Source organism: Streptomyces sp. enrichment culture, assembly GCF_964273145.1.
Taxonomy (GTDB): domain Bacteria; phylum Actinomycetota; class Actinomycetes; order Streptomycetales; family Streptomycetaceae; genus Streptomyces.
In genome coordinates this window covers 997,221-1,011,331 of sequence record NZ_OZ186873.1, presented here as the reverse complement: position 1 = coordinate 1,011,331, position 14,111 = coordinate 997,221, and the positions used below count along the sequence as shown (strand labels likewise).

At 74.1% G+C, this 14,111-nt stretch carries 15 protein-coding genes and 6 tRNA genes; 12 read left to right on the top strand and 9 right to left on the bottom strand.

The window, feature by feature from the left end:
• The first annotated feature begins 19 nt into the window (after positions 1-19).
• The gene (gene cobA / locus ACSU6Z_RS04630) at positions 20-1,252 is read left to right on the top strand and encodes a uroporphyrinogen-III C-methyltransferase (RefSeq protein ID WP_437043113.1); all 1,233 of its coding nucleotides are present in this window, start codon (positions 20-22) and stop codon (positions 1,250-1,252) included.
• 98 nt (positions 1,253-1,350) lie between these two features.
• Positions 1,351-2,169, top strand: coding sequence for a TrmH family RNA methyltransferase (locus tag ACSU6Z_RS04625; protein ID WP_437043111.1), 819 nt, complete (start codon positions 1,351-1,353; stop codon positions 2,167-2,169).
• 68 nt (positions 2,170-2,237) lie between these two features.
• Here ACSU6Z_RS04625 and ACSU6Z_RS04620 read toward each other — a convergent pair whose 3' ends face one another.
• The gene (locus ACSU6Z_RS04620; protein WP_437043110.1) at positions 2,238-3,788 is read right to left on the bottom strand and encodes a protein kinase domain-containing protein; all 1,551 of its coding nucleotides are present in this window, start codon (positions 3,786-3,788) and stop codon (positions 2,238-2,240) included.
• A 639-nt stretch (positions 3,789-4,427) separates the two neighbouring features.
• Between ACSU6Z_RS04620 and ACSU6Z_RS04615 the strand changes: the two genes are divergently transcribed.
• The 3 genes from ACSU6Z_RS04615 to ACSU6Z_RS04605 all read left to right on the top strand — a co-directional run bounded on the left by ACSU6Z_RS04615 (position 4,428) and on the right by ACSU6Z_RS04605 (position 6,219).
• On the top strand, positions 4,428-4,637 hold the full coding sequence (locus ACSU6Z_RS04615; RefSeq protein ID WP_437043108.1) for a hypothetical protein: 210 nt from the start codon (positions 4,428-4,430) through the stop codon (positions 4,635-4,637).
• 270 nt (positions 4,638-4,907) lie between these two features.
• The gene (locus ACSU6Z_RS04610; protein ID WP_437043106.1) at positions 4,908-5,837 is read left to right on the top strand and encodes a phosphotransferase family protein; all 930 of its coding nucleotides are present in this window, start codon (positions 4,908-4,910) and stop codon (positions 5,835-5,837) included.
• Positions 5,838-5,937: 100 nt separating this feature from the next.
• Positions 5,938-6,219: a zf-TFIIB domain-containing protein gene (locus ACSU6Z_RS04605; RefSeq protein ID WP_437043104.1), complete on the top strand. Its 282-nt coding sequence runs from the start codon at positions 5,938-5,940 to the stop codon at positions 6,217-6,219.
• 55 nt (positions 6,220-6,274) lie between these two features.
• Here the strand turns inward: ACSU6Z_RS04605 and ACSU6Z_RS04600 are convergent.
• From ACSU6Z_RS04600 to ACSU6Z_RS04580, 5 genes are all read right to left on the bottom strand, one after another.
• Positions 6,275-6,346, bottom strand: a tRNA-Val gene (locus tag ACSU6Z_RS04600).
• A gap of 39 nt (positions 6,347-6,385) precedes the next feature.
• A tRNA-Val gene (locus tag ACSU6Z_RS04595) sits at positions 6,386-6,457 on the bottom strand.
• A gap of 19 nt (positions 6,458-6,476) precedes the next feature.
• Positions 6,477-6,548: transfer RNA gene (locus ACSU6Z_RS04590), tRNA-Val, on the bottom strand.
• 1 nt (position 6,549) lies between these two features.
• Positions 6,550-6,623: transfer RNA gene (locus ACSU6Z_RS04585), tRNA-Cys, on the bottom strand.
• Between the two features lie 38 nt (positions 6,624-6,661).
• A tRNA-Gly gene (locus ACSU6Z_RS04580) sits at positions 6,662-6,734 on the bottom strand.
• Between the two features lie 177 nt (positions 6,735-6,911).
• Between ACSU6Z_RS04580 and ACSU6Z_RS04575 the strand changes: the two genes are divergently transcribed.
• The 3 genes from ACSU6Z_RS04575 to ACSU6Z_RS04565 are packed head-to-tail and all read left to right on the top strand — an operon-like array spanning position 6,912 to position 9,644.
• Positions 6,912-7,949 carry a chorismate-binding protein gene (locus tag ACSU6Z_RS04575; protein WP_437043103.1) on the top strand — a complete coding sequence of 346 codons (1,038 nt, stop codon included), beginning with the start codon at positions 6,912-6,914 and terminating at the stop codon, positions 7,947-7,949.
• Entirely contained in the window at positions 7,946-8,767 is an 822-nt protein-coding gene (locus ACSU6Z_RS04570) for an aminotransferase class IV (protein ID WP_437043101.1), read from the top strand. Before ACSU6Z_RS04575 ends, ACSU6Z_RS04570 begins: the two co-directional genes overlap by 4 nt.
• A 52-nt stretch (positions 8,768-8,819) precedes the next feature.
• Entirely contained in the window at positions 8,820-9,644 is an 825-nt protein-coding gene (locus ACSU6Z_RS04565) for a GNAT family N-acetyltransferase (protein WP_437043099.1), read from the top strand.
• Between the two features lie 220 nt (positions 9,645-9,864).
• Here ACSU6Z_RS04565 and ACSU6Z_RS04560 read toward each other — a convergent pair whose 3' ends face one another.
• Complete coding sequence (locus tag ACSU6Z_RS04560; RefSeq protein ID WP_437043097.1) at positions 9,865-10,389, bottom strand: DsbA family protein; 525 nt, start codon at positions 10,387-10,389, stop codon at positions 9,865-9,867.
• A 212-nt stretch (positions 10,390-10,601) separates the two neighbouring features.
• Here ACSU6Z_RS04560 and ACSU6Z_RS04555 point away from each other — a divergent pair, with 212 nt between their 5' ends.
• Positions 10,602-11,039, top strand: a complete 438-nt coding sequence (locus tag ACSU6Z_RS04555; protein ID WP_437043095.1) for a hypothetical protein — start codon at positions 10,602-10,604, stop codon at positions 11,037-11,039.
• A gap of 241 nt (positions 11,040-11,280) precedes the next feature.
• On the top strand, positions 11,281-11,433 hold the full coding sequence (locus ACSU6Z_RS04550; protein WP_358781113.1) for a hypothetical protein: 153 nt from the start codon (positions 11,281-11,283) through the stop codon (positions 11,431-11,433).
• Positions 11,434-11,514: 81 nt separating this feature from the next.
• Here ACSU6Z_RS04550 and ACSU6Z_RS04545 read toward each other — a convergent pair whose 3' ends face one another.
• Both ACSU6Z_RS04545 and ACSU6Z_RS04540 read right to left on the bottom strand, forming a co-directional pair.
• Positions 11,515-12,075: a CGNR zinc finger domain-containing protein gene (locus ACSU6Z_RS04545; RefSeq protein WP_437043093.1), complete on the bottom strand. Its 561-nt coding sequence runs from the start codon at positions 12,073-12,075 to the stop codon at positions 11,515-11,517.
• 382 nt (positions 12,076-12,457) lie between these two features.
• On the bottom strand, positions 12,458-12,871 hold the full coding sequence (locus ACSU6Z_RS04540; protein WP_004002642.1) for an SsgA family sporulation/cell division regulator: 414 nt from the start codon (positions 12,869-12,871) through the stop codon (positions 12,458-12,460).
• A gap of 191 nt (positions 12,872-13,062) precedes the next feature.
• Here ACSU6Z_RS04540 and ACSU6Z_RS04535 point away from each other — a divergent pair, with 191 nt between their 5' ends.
• Positions 13,063-13,524, top strand: coding sequence for a TIGR02611 family protein (locus tag ACSU6Z_RS04535; protein ID WP_437050175.1), 462 nt, complete (start codon positions 13,063-13,065; stop codon positions 13,522-13,524).
• Positions 13,525-13,979: 455 nt separating this feature from the next.
• Positions 13,980-14,051: transfer RNA gene (locus ACSU6Z_RS04530), tRNA-Val, on the top strand.
• The last annotated feature ends 60 nt before the right edge of the window (positions 14,052-14,111 follow it).

The following is a 14,111-nucleotide window of genomic DNA, read 5'->3' as shown; positions in this document are numbered from 1 at the left end:
CAACAGGAGCCGCACCGCCATGGTCGAACACCCCGCCTACCCCGTAGGCCTCCGCCTCACCGGCCGCCGCGTGGTCGTCCTCGGCGGTGGCCAGGTGGCCCAGCGCCGCCTCCCGGCCCTCATCGCGGCGGGCGCGGACATCGTCCTCGTCTCCCCGGAGGCCACCCCCTCCGTCGAGGCGATGGCCGACGCGGGCGAGATCACCTGGCGCAGGCGCCGCTACGAGGACGGCGATCTCGCCGACGCCTGGTACGCCCTCATCGCCACCGGCGACCGGCAGGCCAACGAGGCCGCCTCCGCCGAGGCCGAGCGCCACCGCGTGTGGTGCGTCCGCTCCGACGACGCCGACGCGGCCACCGCCTGGACCCCGGCGACGGGCCACAGCGAGGGCGTCACCGTCGCCGTCCTCACCACGGACGCCCGCGGACGCGACCCCCGCCACACCGCCGCCATCCGCGACGCCGTCGTCGAGGGCCTGCGCGACGGCACCCTCGTCGCCCCGCACCACCGCACCCGCACCCCGGGCGTCGCCCTGGTCGGCGGCGGACCCGGCGACCCGGACCTGATCACCGTCCGGGGGCGCCGCCTCCTGGCCGAGGCCGACGTCGTCATCGCCGACCGCCTCGGCCCCCGCGACCTGCTCGCCGAGCTGCCCCCGCACGTCGAGGTGATCGACGCGGCGAAGATCCCGTACGGCCGTTTCATGGCCCAGGAGGCCATCAACAACGCGCTGATCGAACACGCGAAGCAGGGCAAGTCGGTCGTACGGCTCAAGGGCGGTGATCCCTTCGTCTTCGGCCGTGGCATGGAGGAGGCGCAGGCCCTCGCCGAGGCGGGCATCCCCTGCACGGTCGTCCCCGGCATCTCCAGCTCCGTCTCGGTGCCCGGCGCGGCCGGCATCCCCGTCACCCACCGGGGCGTCGCCCACGAGTTCACCGTGGTGAGCGGGCATGTCGCGCCCGATGACGAGCGTTCCCTCGTCGACTGGCCGTCCCTGGCGAAGCTGACCGGAACCCTGGTGATCCTCATGGGCGTCGACAAGATCGGCAGGATCGCCGAGACCCTCGTCGCGCACGGCAAGTCCCCCGACACCCCCGTCGCCCTCGTCCAGGAGGGCACGACGGCCGCCCAGCGCCGCGTCGACGCGACCCTCGCCACGGTCGCCGAGACGGTCCGGACGCAGGAGGTCAAGCCGCCGGCGGTCATCGTCGTGGGGGACGTCGTCCACGTGGGCCCGCAGGGACCGGCGTAACGGGCGGAAGCGGTCCGGCCGGCCCCACGGGGGCCAGTGCCAGGACCGAGATCAGGACGAGACAGAGACCCAGGACGAGGACAAGGCAGCACCGCCCCGTGGCCGAACCGATCACCGTCGAGGACCCCGACGATCCGCGCCTGCGCGACTACACGGACCTGACCGACGTCGAACTGCGCCGCAGGCGCGAACCCGCCGAGGGCCTGTTCATCGCCGAGGGGGAGAAGGTCATCCGGCGGGCCCGCGAGGCGGGCTACGCGATGCGGTCGATGCTGCTGTCGGCCAAGTGGCTGGACACCATGCGGGACGTCATCGACGCGAGCCCGGCCCCGGTGTACGTGGTCGACCCCCGGCTCGCCGAGCGGGTCACCGGCTACCACGTGCACCGCGGCGCGCTCGCCTCCATGCGGCGCAAGCCGCTGCCGGGGACCGCCGAGCTCCTGCGGACGGCCCGCCGTGTCGTCGTGATGGAATCGGTCAACGACCACACCAACATCGGTGCGATCTTCCGTTCCGCGGCCGCCCTCGGCATGGACGCCGTCCTGCTCTCCCCGGACTGCGCGGACCCTCTGTACCGGCGCAGTGTCAAGGTCTCGATGGGCGCGGTGTTCTCCGTGCCGTACGCCCGTCTCGATCCCTGGCCCCAGGCACTGGAGACGGTCCGGGAGGCGGGCTTCAGGCTGCTCGCCCTCACCCCCGACGCGAGGGCCACCGCGCTCGACGAGGCCGCCCCCCACCGAACGGACCGTGTCGCCCTCATGCTCGGCGCCGAGGGCGAGGGCCTGTCCCGCCGCGCGCTGGCGGCCGCCGACGAGTGGGTCCGCATCCCCATGTCCCACGGCGTCGACTCACTGAACGTGGGCGCGGCGGCGGCGGTCGCCTTCTACGCGGTCGTCACGGGGCGGCCCGGCAGCTGAGCGCCGGGCGCGCGGACGGCGGGCCGCCCCGGCACCCGTCCGGACGGTGGTGTCCGGTCCGTCGGCCGTCAGCCCGTCGGCCCGCCCCGCTCGGGCCCCGGCCCAGCCCGCTCCGCCGACTCCGGCACGAGGCCACCGTGCGGCGGTGTGCGGCCGTCGGATACGAGCTTCTGCTGCCGTACGTCCCTCCGCTCACCGCCGAGCCCGTGCGCCGGTCCCTGGCAGCCCTGGGCCGCCGCGATACCGAGGGCCACCAGCAGTGTGACGATCACGAACACGAACAGCCGCTGGCGCAGCAGCCGCGGATTGGCGGGCCGCAGCCCCGTTCCCGTGCCGCGGGGGGCCGGGCGGCCGCCGCCGGTGCGGGGCGAGGGCCTGCCGCCGCTGCCGGAACGTGTGGCGTTCCGCCCCGTGTTGCGCCCGGTGTTCCGTCCGGTGGCGCTGCGGGAGGCGGGGGTGGGCCTGGACCGGGCACCGGGCCGCGCGGGCCGCGATCCCGCACCTGCGCCGCGCGAGGCGTCACCGCCCCGTGCGGGGTTCCCGCCTCGCGCGGGCGTGCCCCGCGACGGCGTGCCGCCCCGTGAGGGTGCGGTGCCCCGGGGCGGTGTGGACCCCCGGGACGGTGTGGACCCCCGAGGCGGTGTGGAGCCCCGGGGCACGGGAGTGCCCTGCGCCCCCGGCCGGTCCTGGGAGCGCCGTCGCTCCCGATCCGGGTACGTGTCGGAGAGCCGTCCCGGGGGCCGGTCCGTTCCACCGCCGCGCGGCGCGGGCGGCCGTACGTCGGCGAGTCCCTGCGCCTCGCGGGCCGCGATCTCCTTCAGCCGCAGCGACAGCTGGAGCGTGCTGGGCCGCTCCTCGGGATCCTTCGCCAGGCACGCCCGGATGAGGGGGGCGAGGGCGTCCGGGACACCGTGCAGCTGTGGCTCCTCGTGCACCACGCGGTACAGCATCACTTCGGAACTGCCGTGCCCGAAGGGCGAGTCGCCCATCGACGCGTACGCGAGCGTGGCACCGAGCGAGAACACGTCGGTGGCCGGGGTGACGGCGGCCCCGCGCACCTGCTCCGGGGCGAGGAACCCGGGGGAGCCGACCGCCGTGCCGACGTGGGTGAGCGTCGAGGCCCCGGTCGCCCAGGCGATGCCGAAGTCGATGATCCGGGGGCCCTTCGGGGACAGCAGGATGTTCGACGGCTTCAGGTCCCGGTGGACGACTCCGGCCTCGTGCACCGCGACCAGGCCCTCGGACAGGGCGGCGCCGACGGCCGCGACGTCCGCCGCGCCGAGCGGGCCCTCGTCGACGACCTTGTCGTGCAGCGAGGGCCCGGGCACGTACTGCGTGGCGAACCACGGCCGGTCCGCCTCCAGGTCGGCCGCGACCAGCCGGGCGGTGCAGCCGCCCCTGATCCGTCGTGCCGCCGAGACCTCACGCGCGAACCGCGAGCGGAACTCCTGGTCCTCCGCCAGGTCGGGCCGGATGACCTTCAGCGCGACCCGCTGCCCCTTCTTGTCGGAGCCCAGGTAGACCACGCCCATTCCACCCGCGCCGAGCCGTCTGTGAAGCCTGAACGAGCCGACGACGCGCGGGTCCTCGCGCCTCAGGCGCATCATCGCCATGTTCATCCCCGCTGCCCGGTCCCTGTGACGAGCCACAGCTTACGTTTCCACGTCCGCTCGCGCGCAGAGGCCGCGCCCTCTCGGCCCGGCGGGTTGCCGGTGGCGGACAAGAGACTTGAGGGTGGGTCAGGGAGGGCGCGCAAGGATTGCCTGCGGGTCGGCGGCACCTTCAACCGCCAACCGGTGATTGGAGGTTGGCGCCGTGAGGAGTGACCGGACGGCGGTTTCCGGGACCGTGGGCGGCGCGTGGCGCGCGGAAGGCGCCGCGGCGGGCGGGACCGGGTGCCGGGCGGTGACGGTGGCACGGTGGGGTGTGACGGAAGTGACCGAAGTCACCCGTGAGGGTTGTGTGCTCCCTTCGGGCGGGGACGCATCCGCGGTGGCACGCCACGCCCGGATGAACCGGGTCACAGCGGGCGCCCCTTCCGGGAAGACCCGGAGACGGGGGACGGCGTCTCCACCCAGGGGAGTACGCCGCCGGTCGTGGCTCATCCTCCGGGAGGCCCGGCAATCGGTACGAGGGCATGACGCCCGGTGCCTGCCCGACACCTAGATTTGAGGTCAAGCGGCGGACGCGGTACTCGTCCCCCGAGGTCGGACGTCCGCCGCTGCCAGGGACAACCGAGCACGGTCAGGGGAGGGGCCATGGCCCAGACGGCACCGCGGACGCTGATCCGCGAGGAGGGGCGCAAGGCGTACGCCGCCGCGTTCCGCACTCGCCGTCAGGGCCGCCGTCACCCGCTGGTGGCGACGGCGATGGCCCTCCCCCTGGCGGTCCTGCTCCTCCTCGTCTTCGACGGGTGGGAGACAGTGGCCACACAGGCGTCGTCCGTGGGTGTGATGCTGGGGCGCTGAGCGGCGACCCCAGGCCCGGAAGAGCGGTCCGGGCGGGGACATCCCATCCAGGAAACCCCGTGGGGACGGGGGTGCGGCGGACGGCACAGATGCCGGCGCAGCTGGGGAGCTGCGCCGGCATTGCTCTTGCCGGGGACGCCGGGTGCTTCTGGCGGTGGTGCGGGTTCGGTGGGTGCCGGGGTGCCCCCTGACCGAAGAGGACGGGCCGCGCGTCGCCCCGGCACCGGGCACCCGCACACGCCGGACGGTGAGCCCCCGTACCCTCACCCCGTGACCACGCCGCCCCCGCTCCTGTCCGCCCTCGCCGAGCAGGCCACCGCCGTCGCGCACACCCGCCCTTCGGCCTCGTCCTGTCCCTGCGGGGCGACCGTCACCCTCGCCGACCGACCCGACGCCACCGTCGTCCAGCACGCCGGCACCGTCGCCAAGGCCCACGCCCCGGACACCGACCCCGCCGAGCTGGCGGCGCGGCTGGAGGCCGCCGCTCGTCTCCCCGGCGTCCTCCTGCCGCCGCTCGGGGCAGAGCCGGCCGGTCTGCACGGCCGGCTCGTGACGTTCTGGCCGTACGGCAGGCCCGTCGACCCGGCCGACCCCGGCGCCGCCCCGTGGGAGGACGCGGCCGTCCTCCTCGCCCGTCTCCACCGCAGTACCGTGCCCGGCCGGCCGCTGCCGCCGATGCGCGGCCCGGTCAAGGCGGCCCGGGCCGTCGCTCGTCTGCGGGCCGCCGCCCCGCACCCCGCCACCGGCCCGGTGCTGCGCGCCTGGGCCGGTCTCCCGGCGTGGGCCCGCGGCGAGGCCCCCCTGCCGGGGGCCGCCGTCCTCTGCCACGGCGATCTCCACCTGGGGCAGCTCGTCCGCCACCCCGCCCCGGACGGGCCCTGGCTGCTCATCGACGTGGACGATCTCGGTCCGGGGATCCCGGCGTGGGACCTGGCGCGCCCGGCGGCCTGGTACGCCTGCGGACTGCTCCCGCCCGAGGACTGGACCCGCTTCCTGGCCGCCTACCGGTCCGCGGCCGGCCCGGCCGTCCCGCCGGACGGCGACCCCTGGCCCGCCCTGGACGTCCCGGCCCGGGCCCTCACCGTGCAGACCGCGGCCCGGGCCGTCACCAAGGCGCTGACCCGGCAGCGGCCCTTGGACGAGGTGGAGCAGGCGCTGGTCGACGCCTGCGCGCGGATGGCCCGCCTCCCCCGGAGCTGAGCCCGGGCGGCGCGAAGTAGGGTGCAACCGACCGCAGCCGGACAGAGTCTGTCCTGGCAACACGTGAAGCGGGACCGACCGGCGAGGAGTTGAGCCGACCATGCAGTGTCCGAAGTGCCATGGACCGATGCACACCTACAACCGCAACGGCATCCAGATAGAGCAGTGCAGCGGCTGCCGCGGGATCTTCCTGGACTACGGGGAGCTGGAGGCGCTGACCCGCCTGGAGGCCCAGTGGTCCCAGCCGGCGCCGCCCCCCGCCCCGCACGCCTATCCGGCCCCTCCGGTCCCGCCGGCGGCTCCCGCCTGGGGCGCCCCGCACGGCGGCGGTCACGGACATCACCGCCACAAGAGCTTCGGGCACATGCTCTTCTCGTCCTGAGGGACCGGATACGGAAGAACCCCCGACCGTACGAGACGGCCGGGGGTTCGGTGCGTGGACGATACTGGGATTGAACCAGTGACCTCTTCCGTGTCAGGGAAGCGCTCTCCCGCTGAGCTAATCGTCCTCGGGATCATGATCCAACAAGTCGATCATGGTTACCGCGTGCGCGATACTGGGATTGAACCAGTGACCTCTTCCGTGTCAGGGAAGCGCTCTCCCGCTGAGCTAATCGCGCGGGGGATCCGAAGATCCAGTGGACGATACTGGGATTGAACCAGTGACCTCTTCCGTGTCAGGGAAGCGCTCTCCCGCTGAGCTAATCGTCCTTGGAGGTGGAGACGGGATTTGAACCCGTGTAGACGGCTTTGCAGGCCGTTGCCTCGCCTCTCGGCCACTCCACCGGGAGCGGAGGGGACCCGGGAGGACCCCTCTTCCTTCGAGCGGACGACGAGGCTCGAACTCGCGACCTCAACCTTGGCAAGGTTGCGCTCTACCAACTGAGCTACGTCCGCTTGTCGTTTCGGTCCGCTTCCGCGTCCCGGCGACGTGTTGAACTTTAGCGGATTCCCCGGCCAGTACAAAAACGCGTTTGCGCAGCGTGCTGCGCCGCCGCTGCCCGCGGGGCGGCCGAGCCGCCCGGAAGGGCGCGTTCGGGCCGCCCGAGGGCCACCGGCCATAGACTCGGCAGCGTGCTCGACCTCCCTCCCCTCGCCCGTTTCGGTGACCGTGTCGCCACCGGTCTCGTCGACGTCACGAGCGATCCCGCCGCCCTCGACTCCAGCGGCTTCTGGGTGGTGTGCGCGGACTTCGAGGGCCGCCTGACCTGCGCGCGCTTCGCTGACGTACGGCGGGAGCCGGTGCCCGCGCCGGGCGGATGGCGGGGGCCGGCCGTCGGTGACTGGACGTCCTCGCTCGACCGCGCCGCGTACACCGCGGCGGTCCGGCGGATCCGTGAGCACATCGCGGCCGGCGAGGTCTACCAGGCGAACCTCTGCCGGGTGCTGTCGGCGCCCGTCGGGCCCGGCGCCGACGTGGACGCCCTGACGGCCGTCCTGGCGCGGGGAAACCCGGCGCCGTACGCGGGAACGATTCGCCTGCCGGGGCACGGGGTCGAGATATCCACCGCGTCCCCCGAGCTCTTCCTGCGGCGGGACGGGCGGGTCGTGGAGTCCGGTCCGATCAAGGGCACCGGCCGCACCGAGGCGGATCTGCTGGAGAAGGACTACGCCGAGAACGTCATGATCGTGGATCTGGTCCGCAACGACATCGGGCGGGTCTGCGCCACCGGTAGCGTGACCGTGCCCGAGCTGTGCGTCGTCGAGAAGCACCCCGGGCTCGTCCACCTCGTCTCGACGGTGCGCGGTGAGCTGCGGCCCGGCGCCGGCTGGGCGGAGCTGCTCGGCGCCGCCTTCCCGCCCGGCTCCGTGACCGGGGCGCCCAAGGAGAGCGCCCTGAGGATCGTCGGGGCACTGGAGACCGCGCCCCGGGGCCCGTACTGCGGCGGCATCGGCTGGGTCGACGCCGACCGGGGGACCGGCGAGCTCGCCGTCGGCATCCGCACCTTCTGGATCGACCGGGACGAGGGCCTGCTGCGCTTCGGCACCGGCGCCGGCATCACCTGGGGCTCCGACCCCGAGGGGGAGTGGCGGGAGACCGAGCTGAAGGCGTCCCGGCTGCTCACGGTAGCGTCGGGGGCGTACGAGGTGAGTGAAGGGACCCTGAGGTGAAGATCTGGCTCGACGGCGGGCTGCAGGACATCGAGTCCGCCCGTGTCTCCGTCTTCGACCACGGCCTGACCGTGGGCGACGGCATCTTCGAGACGGTGAAGGCGGTGGACGGCCGTCCGTTCGCACTCACCCGGCACCTCGGCCGGCTGACCCGGTCGGCGCGGGGCCTCGGGCTGCCCGACCCGGACCTCGACGAGATCCGGCACGCCTGCGCCGCCGTCCTGGAGGCCAACCCGATGCCGCTCGGCCGGCTGCGCATCACCTACACCGGCGGCCACGGCCCGCTCGGATCCGACCGGGGCGACCACGGCCCGACCCTGGTGGTCGCCCTCGGCGAGACCGTCCGCCGCCCCGACTCCACGGCCGTGATCACCGTTCCCTGGACCCGCAACGAGCGCGGCGCGCTGACGGGCCTGAAGACGACGTCGTACGCCGAGAACGTCGTCGCCCTCGCCCGCGCCCACGAACGCGGCGCCTCCGAGGCCCTGTTCGGCAACACGGTGGGGCGGCTGTGCGAAGGGACGGGGTCGAACGTCTTCGTCGTCCTCGACGGGGAGATCCACACCCCGCCGCTCGCCTCCGGCTGCCTGGCGGGGATCACCCGCGAGCTGGCCGTCGAGTGGACCGGCGCCCGGGAGACGGACCTGCCGCTGGACGTCCTGGAGCGGGCCGACGAGGTCTTCCTCACCTCCACGCTGCGCGACGTCCAGGCCGTGCACCGGGTCGACGACCGCGAACTGCCCGGGGCTCCCGGGCCGGTGACCGCCAAGGCCATGCGGGTCTTCGAGGAGCGGTCCGCGGACGACCTCGACCCCTGACGGCCGCGTAAACGGGCTGCTTCGGGGCGCCGAGCCGGGTAGAACACTCCCGATGACCACGACCCTGCGGCCGGTGGAGCCGCTTCAGCGCGCGGCCGACGGGACGCGTTCACGCCGCTACCAGGTGTGCGTGAACAGCCGTCCCGTCGGCGCGATACACCTGGCCACCTCCGCCGCCTTCGGCGACTCGGTGGCCCGGATCCTGGACCTGCGCATCGACGAACCCGACCGCAGGCGCGGCCGGGCCACGGTGGCCGTGCTCGCCGCCGAGGAGGTGGCGCGCGGCTGGGGCTGCCGCCAGATCGAGGCGGCCGTCCCGGCCGCCGCCGAGGCGCCGCTGCGGCTGGTGTGGGCGCTCGGTTACGTCCCGCGCAACCGCAACATGGCCAAGCGGCTCGGCGGCGCGCCGCCGGAGCTGCCCGCGGGCAGCCGGGCGCGGCCCATGACACGGGCCGAGTTCGACGTGTGGCAGGCGGACGACGCGGAGCGCTACGCGCGGGCCTGGACCGAGCGGGGCGTCCCCGAGGCCGCCGCCTGCGCCAAGGCGCGGCGCAGCCACGAAACGCTCCTGCCGCAGGGACCGGAGACCGAGGGCATGCTGTTCAGCGTCCTGGAACACGAGGGGACGCGGGTCGGCGTCCTGTGGCTGGCGCTGCGCGAGGACGACGCCTACGTCTTCGCCGTCGAGACCGACGCGGCCCATCGCGGCCGGGGACACGGCCGCACGCTGATGCGGCTGGCGGAAGCGCAGGCGATCACCGCGGGCCGGAGCGTGCTCGGCCTCAACGTCTTCGCGGGGAACACCCCGGCCGAGCGGCTGTACGAGTCGCTCGGCTACGAGACCACGCAGTACTTCTACTGCAAGACGTTGCTGTAGCGGTCCCGGGGCGGGGCCCGCGCGCGGAGGGGAGGCCGGGCCCGGAGCGGGGAGCGGCCGGGGCCGCGCACGGACGCCCTGCGCGGGGGAGGGGAGCGGCCCGGTTCCCGGGGTGCTCCGTCCCCGGGCGATGCGGGCCGCGGACAGGGCCTCCCCGGTGGGAAGCGGTCGGGGCCGGGCGCGGGAGGTCCCCCGCGCCCGCGGACGGGAGCCCGGGGATTCAGTCCCCCTGCGCGGCCAGCAGCCGGTCCGCGATCTGCTCGATGCGCTCGCGCAGCCCTTCCTGGCTCCTGCCGCCGTCGAGGCGCTCGCCGCCGATCACGTACGTCGGGGTCCCGGTCACGCCGATCGCCTTGCCCTCGGCCTGGTCGGCGTCGACGATCAGGATGTGCCGGCCGTCGATCAGCGCCGTGTCGAACTCCTCGGCGTCCAGACCGAGTTCCCGGGCCACCTCCACCAGGAGGGATTCCCCCTTGCGGTCCAGCTCCTCCACCCGGGCCAGCACGGCCTCCACGTACGGCCAGCCCTGCCCCTGCGCGGCCGCCTCCTCGGCGGCCTGCGCGGCGGCGAAGGCGTGCTTGTGCTTCTCCAGCGGGAAGTGCCGCAGCCGCAGCTCCAGGCGGTCGCCGTAGCGGGCGCGCAGGGCGCGGACGTCGTCCAGCGCGGTGCGGCAGTCCGGGCACTGGAGCTCGCACCAGACGTCGAGGACGGGCACGGCGGGACGGTCGGGGGAGGTGTCGCTCATGGCCCCAGTCTCCCAGCCCCCGCACCGGCGGCCCAACCGGATCACGCCCGCCCCGGCCGTTTCGGCCGGGGCGGGCGTGATCCGCCGGCACCCGCGGGGGAGGCGACCCGGAGATGTCCCTGATGTCCGGTCGGGGCATGGCCCGGCGGGGTGCGGGCGGTGCAGGATGGAAGGACGAAGCGTCTGCCCGACCGTTCTGCCTGGAGGACCGGATGATTGCCGAGACCGTCTGTTCCGCCGTGTCCGCGGCCGGCCTGGGCATCGCGGCCATCACCGCGTACCGCAGGCGTTTCCTGGCGGCCGCCCGCATCGCCGCCTACGCGCTGGTTCCCGTCGGCCTGGTGATGACCGGCATCGTCGACTGGCTCGCCGACACGGCGTTCAGCCCGATGGCCTGGGCCGGCTTCGGGGTGCTCGGCGCCTCCTGGCTGCTATTCGCGACCACCCGGGCGGTGGAGCGCCGCCGCGCAGGCACCCGCAAGGAGCGCAAGGCGGCCCGCTCCGCCGCCCGCCGGGAGGCGGTGGCGCCCGCGGCCCCGGCCTCCTCCCCGGGGAAGGGGTCCCGTCCGGCGGCCGGGCCCGCGCCCGCGTCCCGGTCCGAGGACGACTTCGGCGACATCGAGGCCATCTTGAAGAAACACGGCATATGAACGGCGCGTGAGGGACGGCGGGGAGGCCCGCCGGCCCCTGGCGTCCTCGCGGGAGCGGTGAGCAGGGAGCGGGGCGTGCGGCGCCCGCGGGCCGCGCGGGGCGAAACGACACAGTGAGGCATCAGGGTGTCCTGAAGTGATCACGACCTGAACCGAAGATCACGGAATCCGGCGGACTCCCGTTCTTTCCCCGCGTGTTGATCGCGCCGGGTGTGCGGGCTGCGTCATCATCGCCCGCGAGATGCTGGACACGCCCCAGAGGGACGCCGCGCCACCGCAGGACGAGCCGCGCGGCTGCCTCTTCGCTCTTTCCCAGCCACCGCTGATGATCTTCCTTGCGGTGATCGGCTGTCTGTTGCTCATGGCCGCGTTGCACGATCTGCTGCTGCTCTGAGCCGTACCCGCGCTCCCCGGCGTCACCCGCCGGGGGCCGCGTCACCACCGGACGCGTCCCGGCCGGGCCCGGCCGGCGCCGTCAGCCCGCCGCTTCCCTCCGCCGCGCCCGGTAGGCGGCCACGTGCAGGCGGTTTCCGCACGTACGGCTGTCGCAGTAGCGCCGGGACCGGTTGCGGGAGAGGTCGACGAAGGCGCGCCGGCAGTCGGGAGCCTCGCAGCGCCGCAACCGCTCGCGTTCGCCGGCGACCACGAAGAACGCCAGGGCCATGCCGCAGTCGGCCGCCAGGTGGTCGGCGAGGGAGGCACCGGGAGCGAAGTAGTGCACGTGCCAGTCGTAGCCGTCGTGATCGGTGAGCCGGGGCGTGGTGCCGGCGGCGGCGACCAGCTCGTTGATCAGCCCGGCGGCGGTCCGGGTGTCGGGAGCCGCGAAGACCGAGGCGAACCGGCCGCGGACCTTGCGCACCGCGGAGAGGTCGAACTCGGAGAGTGTGCCGACATCGCTGACCTCGTGGTTCCGTACGAACTCGTCGAGGGCGGCGACGTCCGGCAGCCCGTCCGGCGCCGCTTCGTCCTCCGGCGCGGTGTTGACCAGATCCACCACGGTGTCGAGGGCGCACCGGGTGTCGTGGGTGATCAGCACGTTTCGCTCCCTGGCCTGGGGGTCGGGCGGGCGCCCGCCGATGCTGGCCGATGGTAGTGGCTTCCGCCCGTGCCGCACCGGTGCCGTTCGGGGCCCGTGCCCGCGCCTGCCGGTACAACGGCGGCCGGCGGGGCGCGGTTCCCGCCCACGGGCGTTTCGGGCCGCGGCGCCCCCGAACGCGCCGCGGCACTCCGCGACGGCGCGGCGGCCGCGCGCCACCGCACCGTGTGCGCCCGCTCACCCTCCGTGCGGGAGCGCACGCGGCGGCGCCGTCCCGCGGAGGTCCGCGGCGACGGCGCCGTGTGTGCCGTATGCGGTTGTCCCGGCCGCCCGAGCCGTCACCCCGAGTCGACGGCGCCGGACGGCCTCGCGGGGCCTCGCCCTAGCTTTCGGCCAGGATGTGCGAGAGCTCCTGATCGAGGTCGAAGTGCCGGTGTTCCGTGCCGGGGGGCACGGCGGCGTCGGTCCGCTTCAGGAAGGACTCCAGGGCCCGTGCCGGGGCCTCGAGCAGTGCCTCCCCCTCCGGGGAGCTCAGGGCGATGCACACGACGCCCTGACCGTGGCTGCGCGACGGCCAGACGCGGACGTCGCCGGTGCCCGTGGGGCGGTGAAGTCCCTCGGCGAGGAGGTCGCGGGCGAACACCCACTCGACGGTCTCCTCGGCTCCGGTGTGGAAGGTGGCGTGCACGGCGTAGGGGTCGGCCGTGTCGTACCGCAGGCCTGCGGGGACAGGCAGGGAGGACTCGCTCGACACAACGAGGCGCAGGTGCAGCTCGCAGCTGACCGTGGTGTTCATAAGCGCCAGGGCCTTTCGCTCAGTGTGCGCTCGGGGATTCGCACGTCGGCGAAATCGACATGCCACCTACGGTGCCGTTGTAAACCCCTCTGAGTGTTTTGCGTGCCTTTAGGTACCCCGCCCGGCCGAGAGATCGTTGTCGAGGTGCGGCCATTTCGGTGGCTGGTTAGCCTCGGGTAGTGTCTCCTCGTATGAATACGGGGAGTGACGAGCCGGGCGAGGTTGCCGTGGCACCGGAAGAGACCGGCGGGACCGAGGCGGACGGGATGCGCGACGAAGAGGGGCTCGGTTCGCGCGCGCCGGAGTACGTCAAGGCGCGCCGTGTGCTGCATCTGAGCTGGCAGGTCGGCGTCTTCGTCGTCGGCCTCGCGGTCGTGGTGGCCGGCGTGATCATGCTGCCGCTGCCCGGACCGGGCTGGGTCGTGATATTCGGCGGCATGGCCATCTGGGCGACCGAGTTCGTGTGGGCCCAGCTGGTGCTCCGCTGGACCAAACGCAAGGTGACCGAAGCGGCGCAGCGGGCGCTCGACCCCAAGGTGCGCCGCCGGAACATCATCCTCACGGTGATCGGCCTGGTCATCGTCGCCGCGCTGGTCAGCGTCTACGTCTGGAAGTTCGGCTTCGAGATGCCTTGGAAGATCGAGGATCAGTGAGCCGCGCGCGGGCGGGGGTGTCCGGCCGGCGGGGGCGACGAGGCCCTGATCGCCGGACGGGGTGCCCGCCCTGCCGCGAGGGGAAGGGCCGCGGTGCGGGCCGGAGGGCGGTGGGTTCCGCGCCTCCGGCCTTTGCCGTTTCGGACCGGCCGGTCCCGCCGCAGGTGCGGAAGGCTGCCTTCCGGGTGCCCTTCCCTGCGGGGCCCGCGTTCTGGTCGCGGCCGCCGGGGTGATCCCTGTCCGTCCGCGCGAGCGGACGGCAGGTGGCCGTTGCGCGCAGGCGGGTGGCCGGTCGGCGTTTCGGACGGGCCGGGCGTCCGCCGCGGCCCGGAGGGAGTCCTCGCCGGCCGGGCCGGGCGCCCCCTTCGGGCGCGTTGGTCCCTCGTGTCCCGGACCGCACACCCCGCGGTCGTCACCAGCACCCCCTGACATGCGGTAATCTTCTTTCTGCGTCCGGGCGATTAGCTCAGTGGGAGAGCGCTTCGTTCACACCGAAGAGGTCACTGGTTCGAACCCAGTATCGCCCACCGGATCACCAAGCGGCCCGGCTCACCGATCGTGAGCCGGGCCGCTTCGTCGTGTGCGGG

Coding starts and splice junctions, on each gene's coding strand:
- ACSU6Z_RS04565 (WP_437043099.1), top strand. CDS start 8,820: ATGACCACGACCCTGCGGCCGGTGGAGCCGCTTCAGCGCGCGGCCGAC.
- ACSU6Z_RS04560 (WP_437043097.1), bottom strand. CDS start 10,389: ATGAGCGACACCTCCCCCGACCGTCCCGCCGTGCCCGTCCTCGACGTC.
- ACSU6Z_RS04535 (WP_437050175.1), top strand. CDS start 13,063: ATGAATACGGGGAGTGACGAGCCGGGCGAGGTTGCCGTGGCACCGGAA.
- ACSU6Z_RS04555 (WP_437043095.1), top strand. CDS start 10,602: ATGATTGCCGAGACCGTCTGTTCCGCCGTGTCCGCGGCCGGCCTGGGC.
- ACSU6Z_RS04540 (WP_004002642.1), bottom strand. CDS start 12,871: ATGAACACCACGGTCAGCTGCGAGCTGCACCTGCGCCTCGTTGTGTCG.
- ACSU6Z_RS04615 (WP_437043108.1), top strand. CDS start 4,428: ATGGCCCAGACGGCACCGCGGACGCTGATCCGCGAGGAGGGGCGCAAG.
- ACSU6Z_RS04605 (WP_437043104.1), top strand. CDS start 5,938: ATGCAGTGTCCGAAGTGCCATGGACCGATGCACACCTACAACCGCAAC.
- cobA (WP_437043113.1), top strand. CDS start 20: ATGGTCGAACACCCCGCCTACCCCGTAGGCCTCCGCCTCACCGGCCGC.
- ACSU6Z_RS04620 (WP_437043110.1), bottom strand. CDS start 3,788: ATGAACATGGCGATGATGCGCCTGAGGCGCGAGGACCCGCGCGTCGTC.
- ACSU6Z_RS04550 (WP_358781113.1), top strand. CDS start 11,281: ATGCTGGACACGCCCCAGAGGGACGCCGCGCCACCGCAGGACGAGCCG.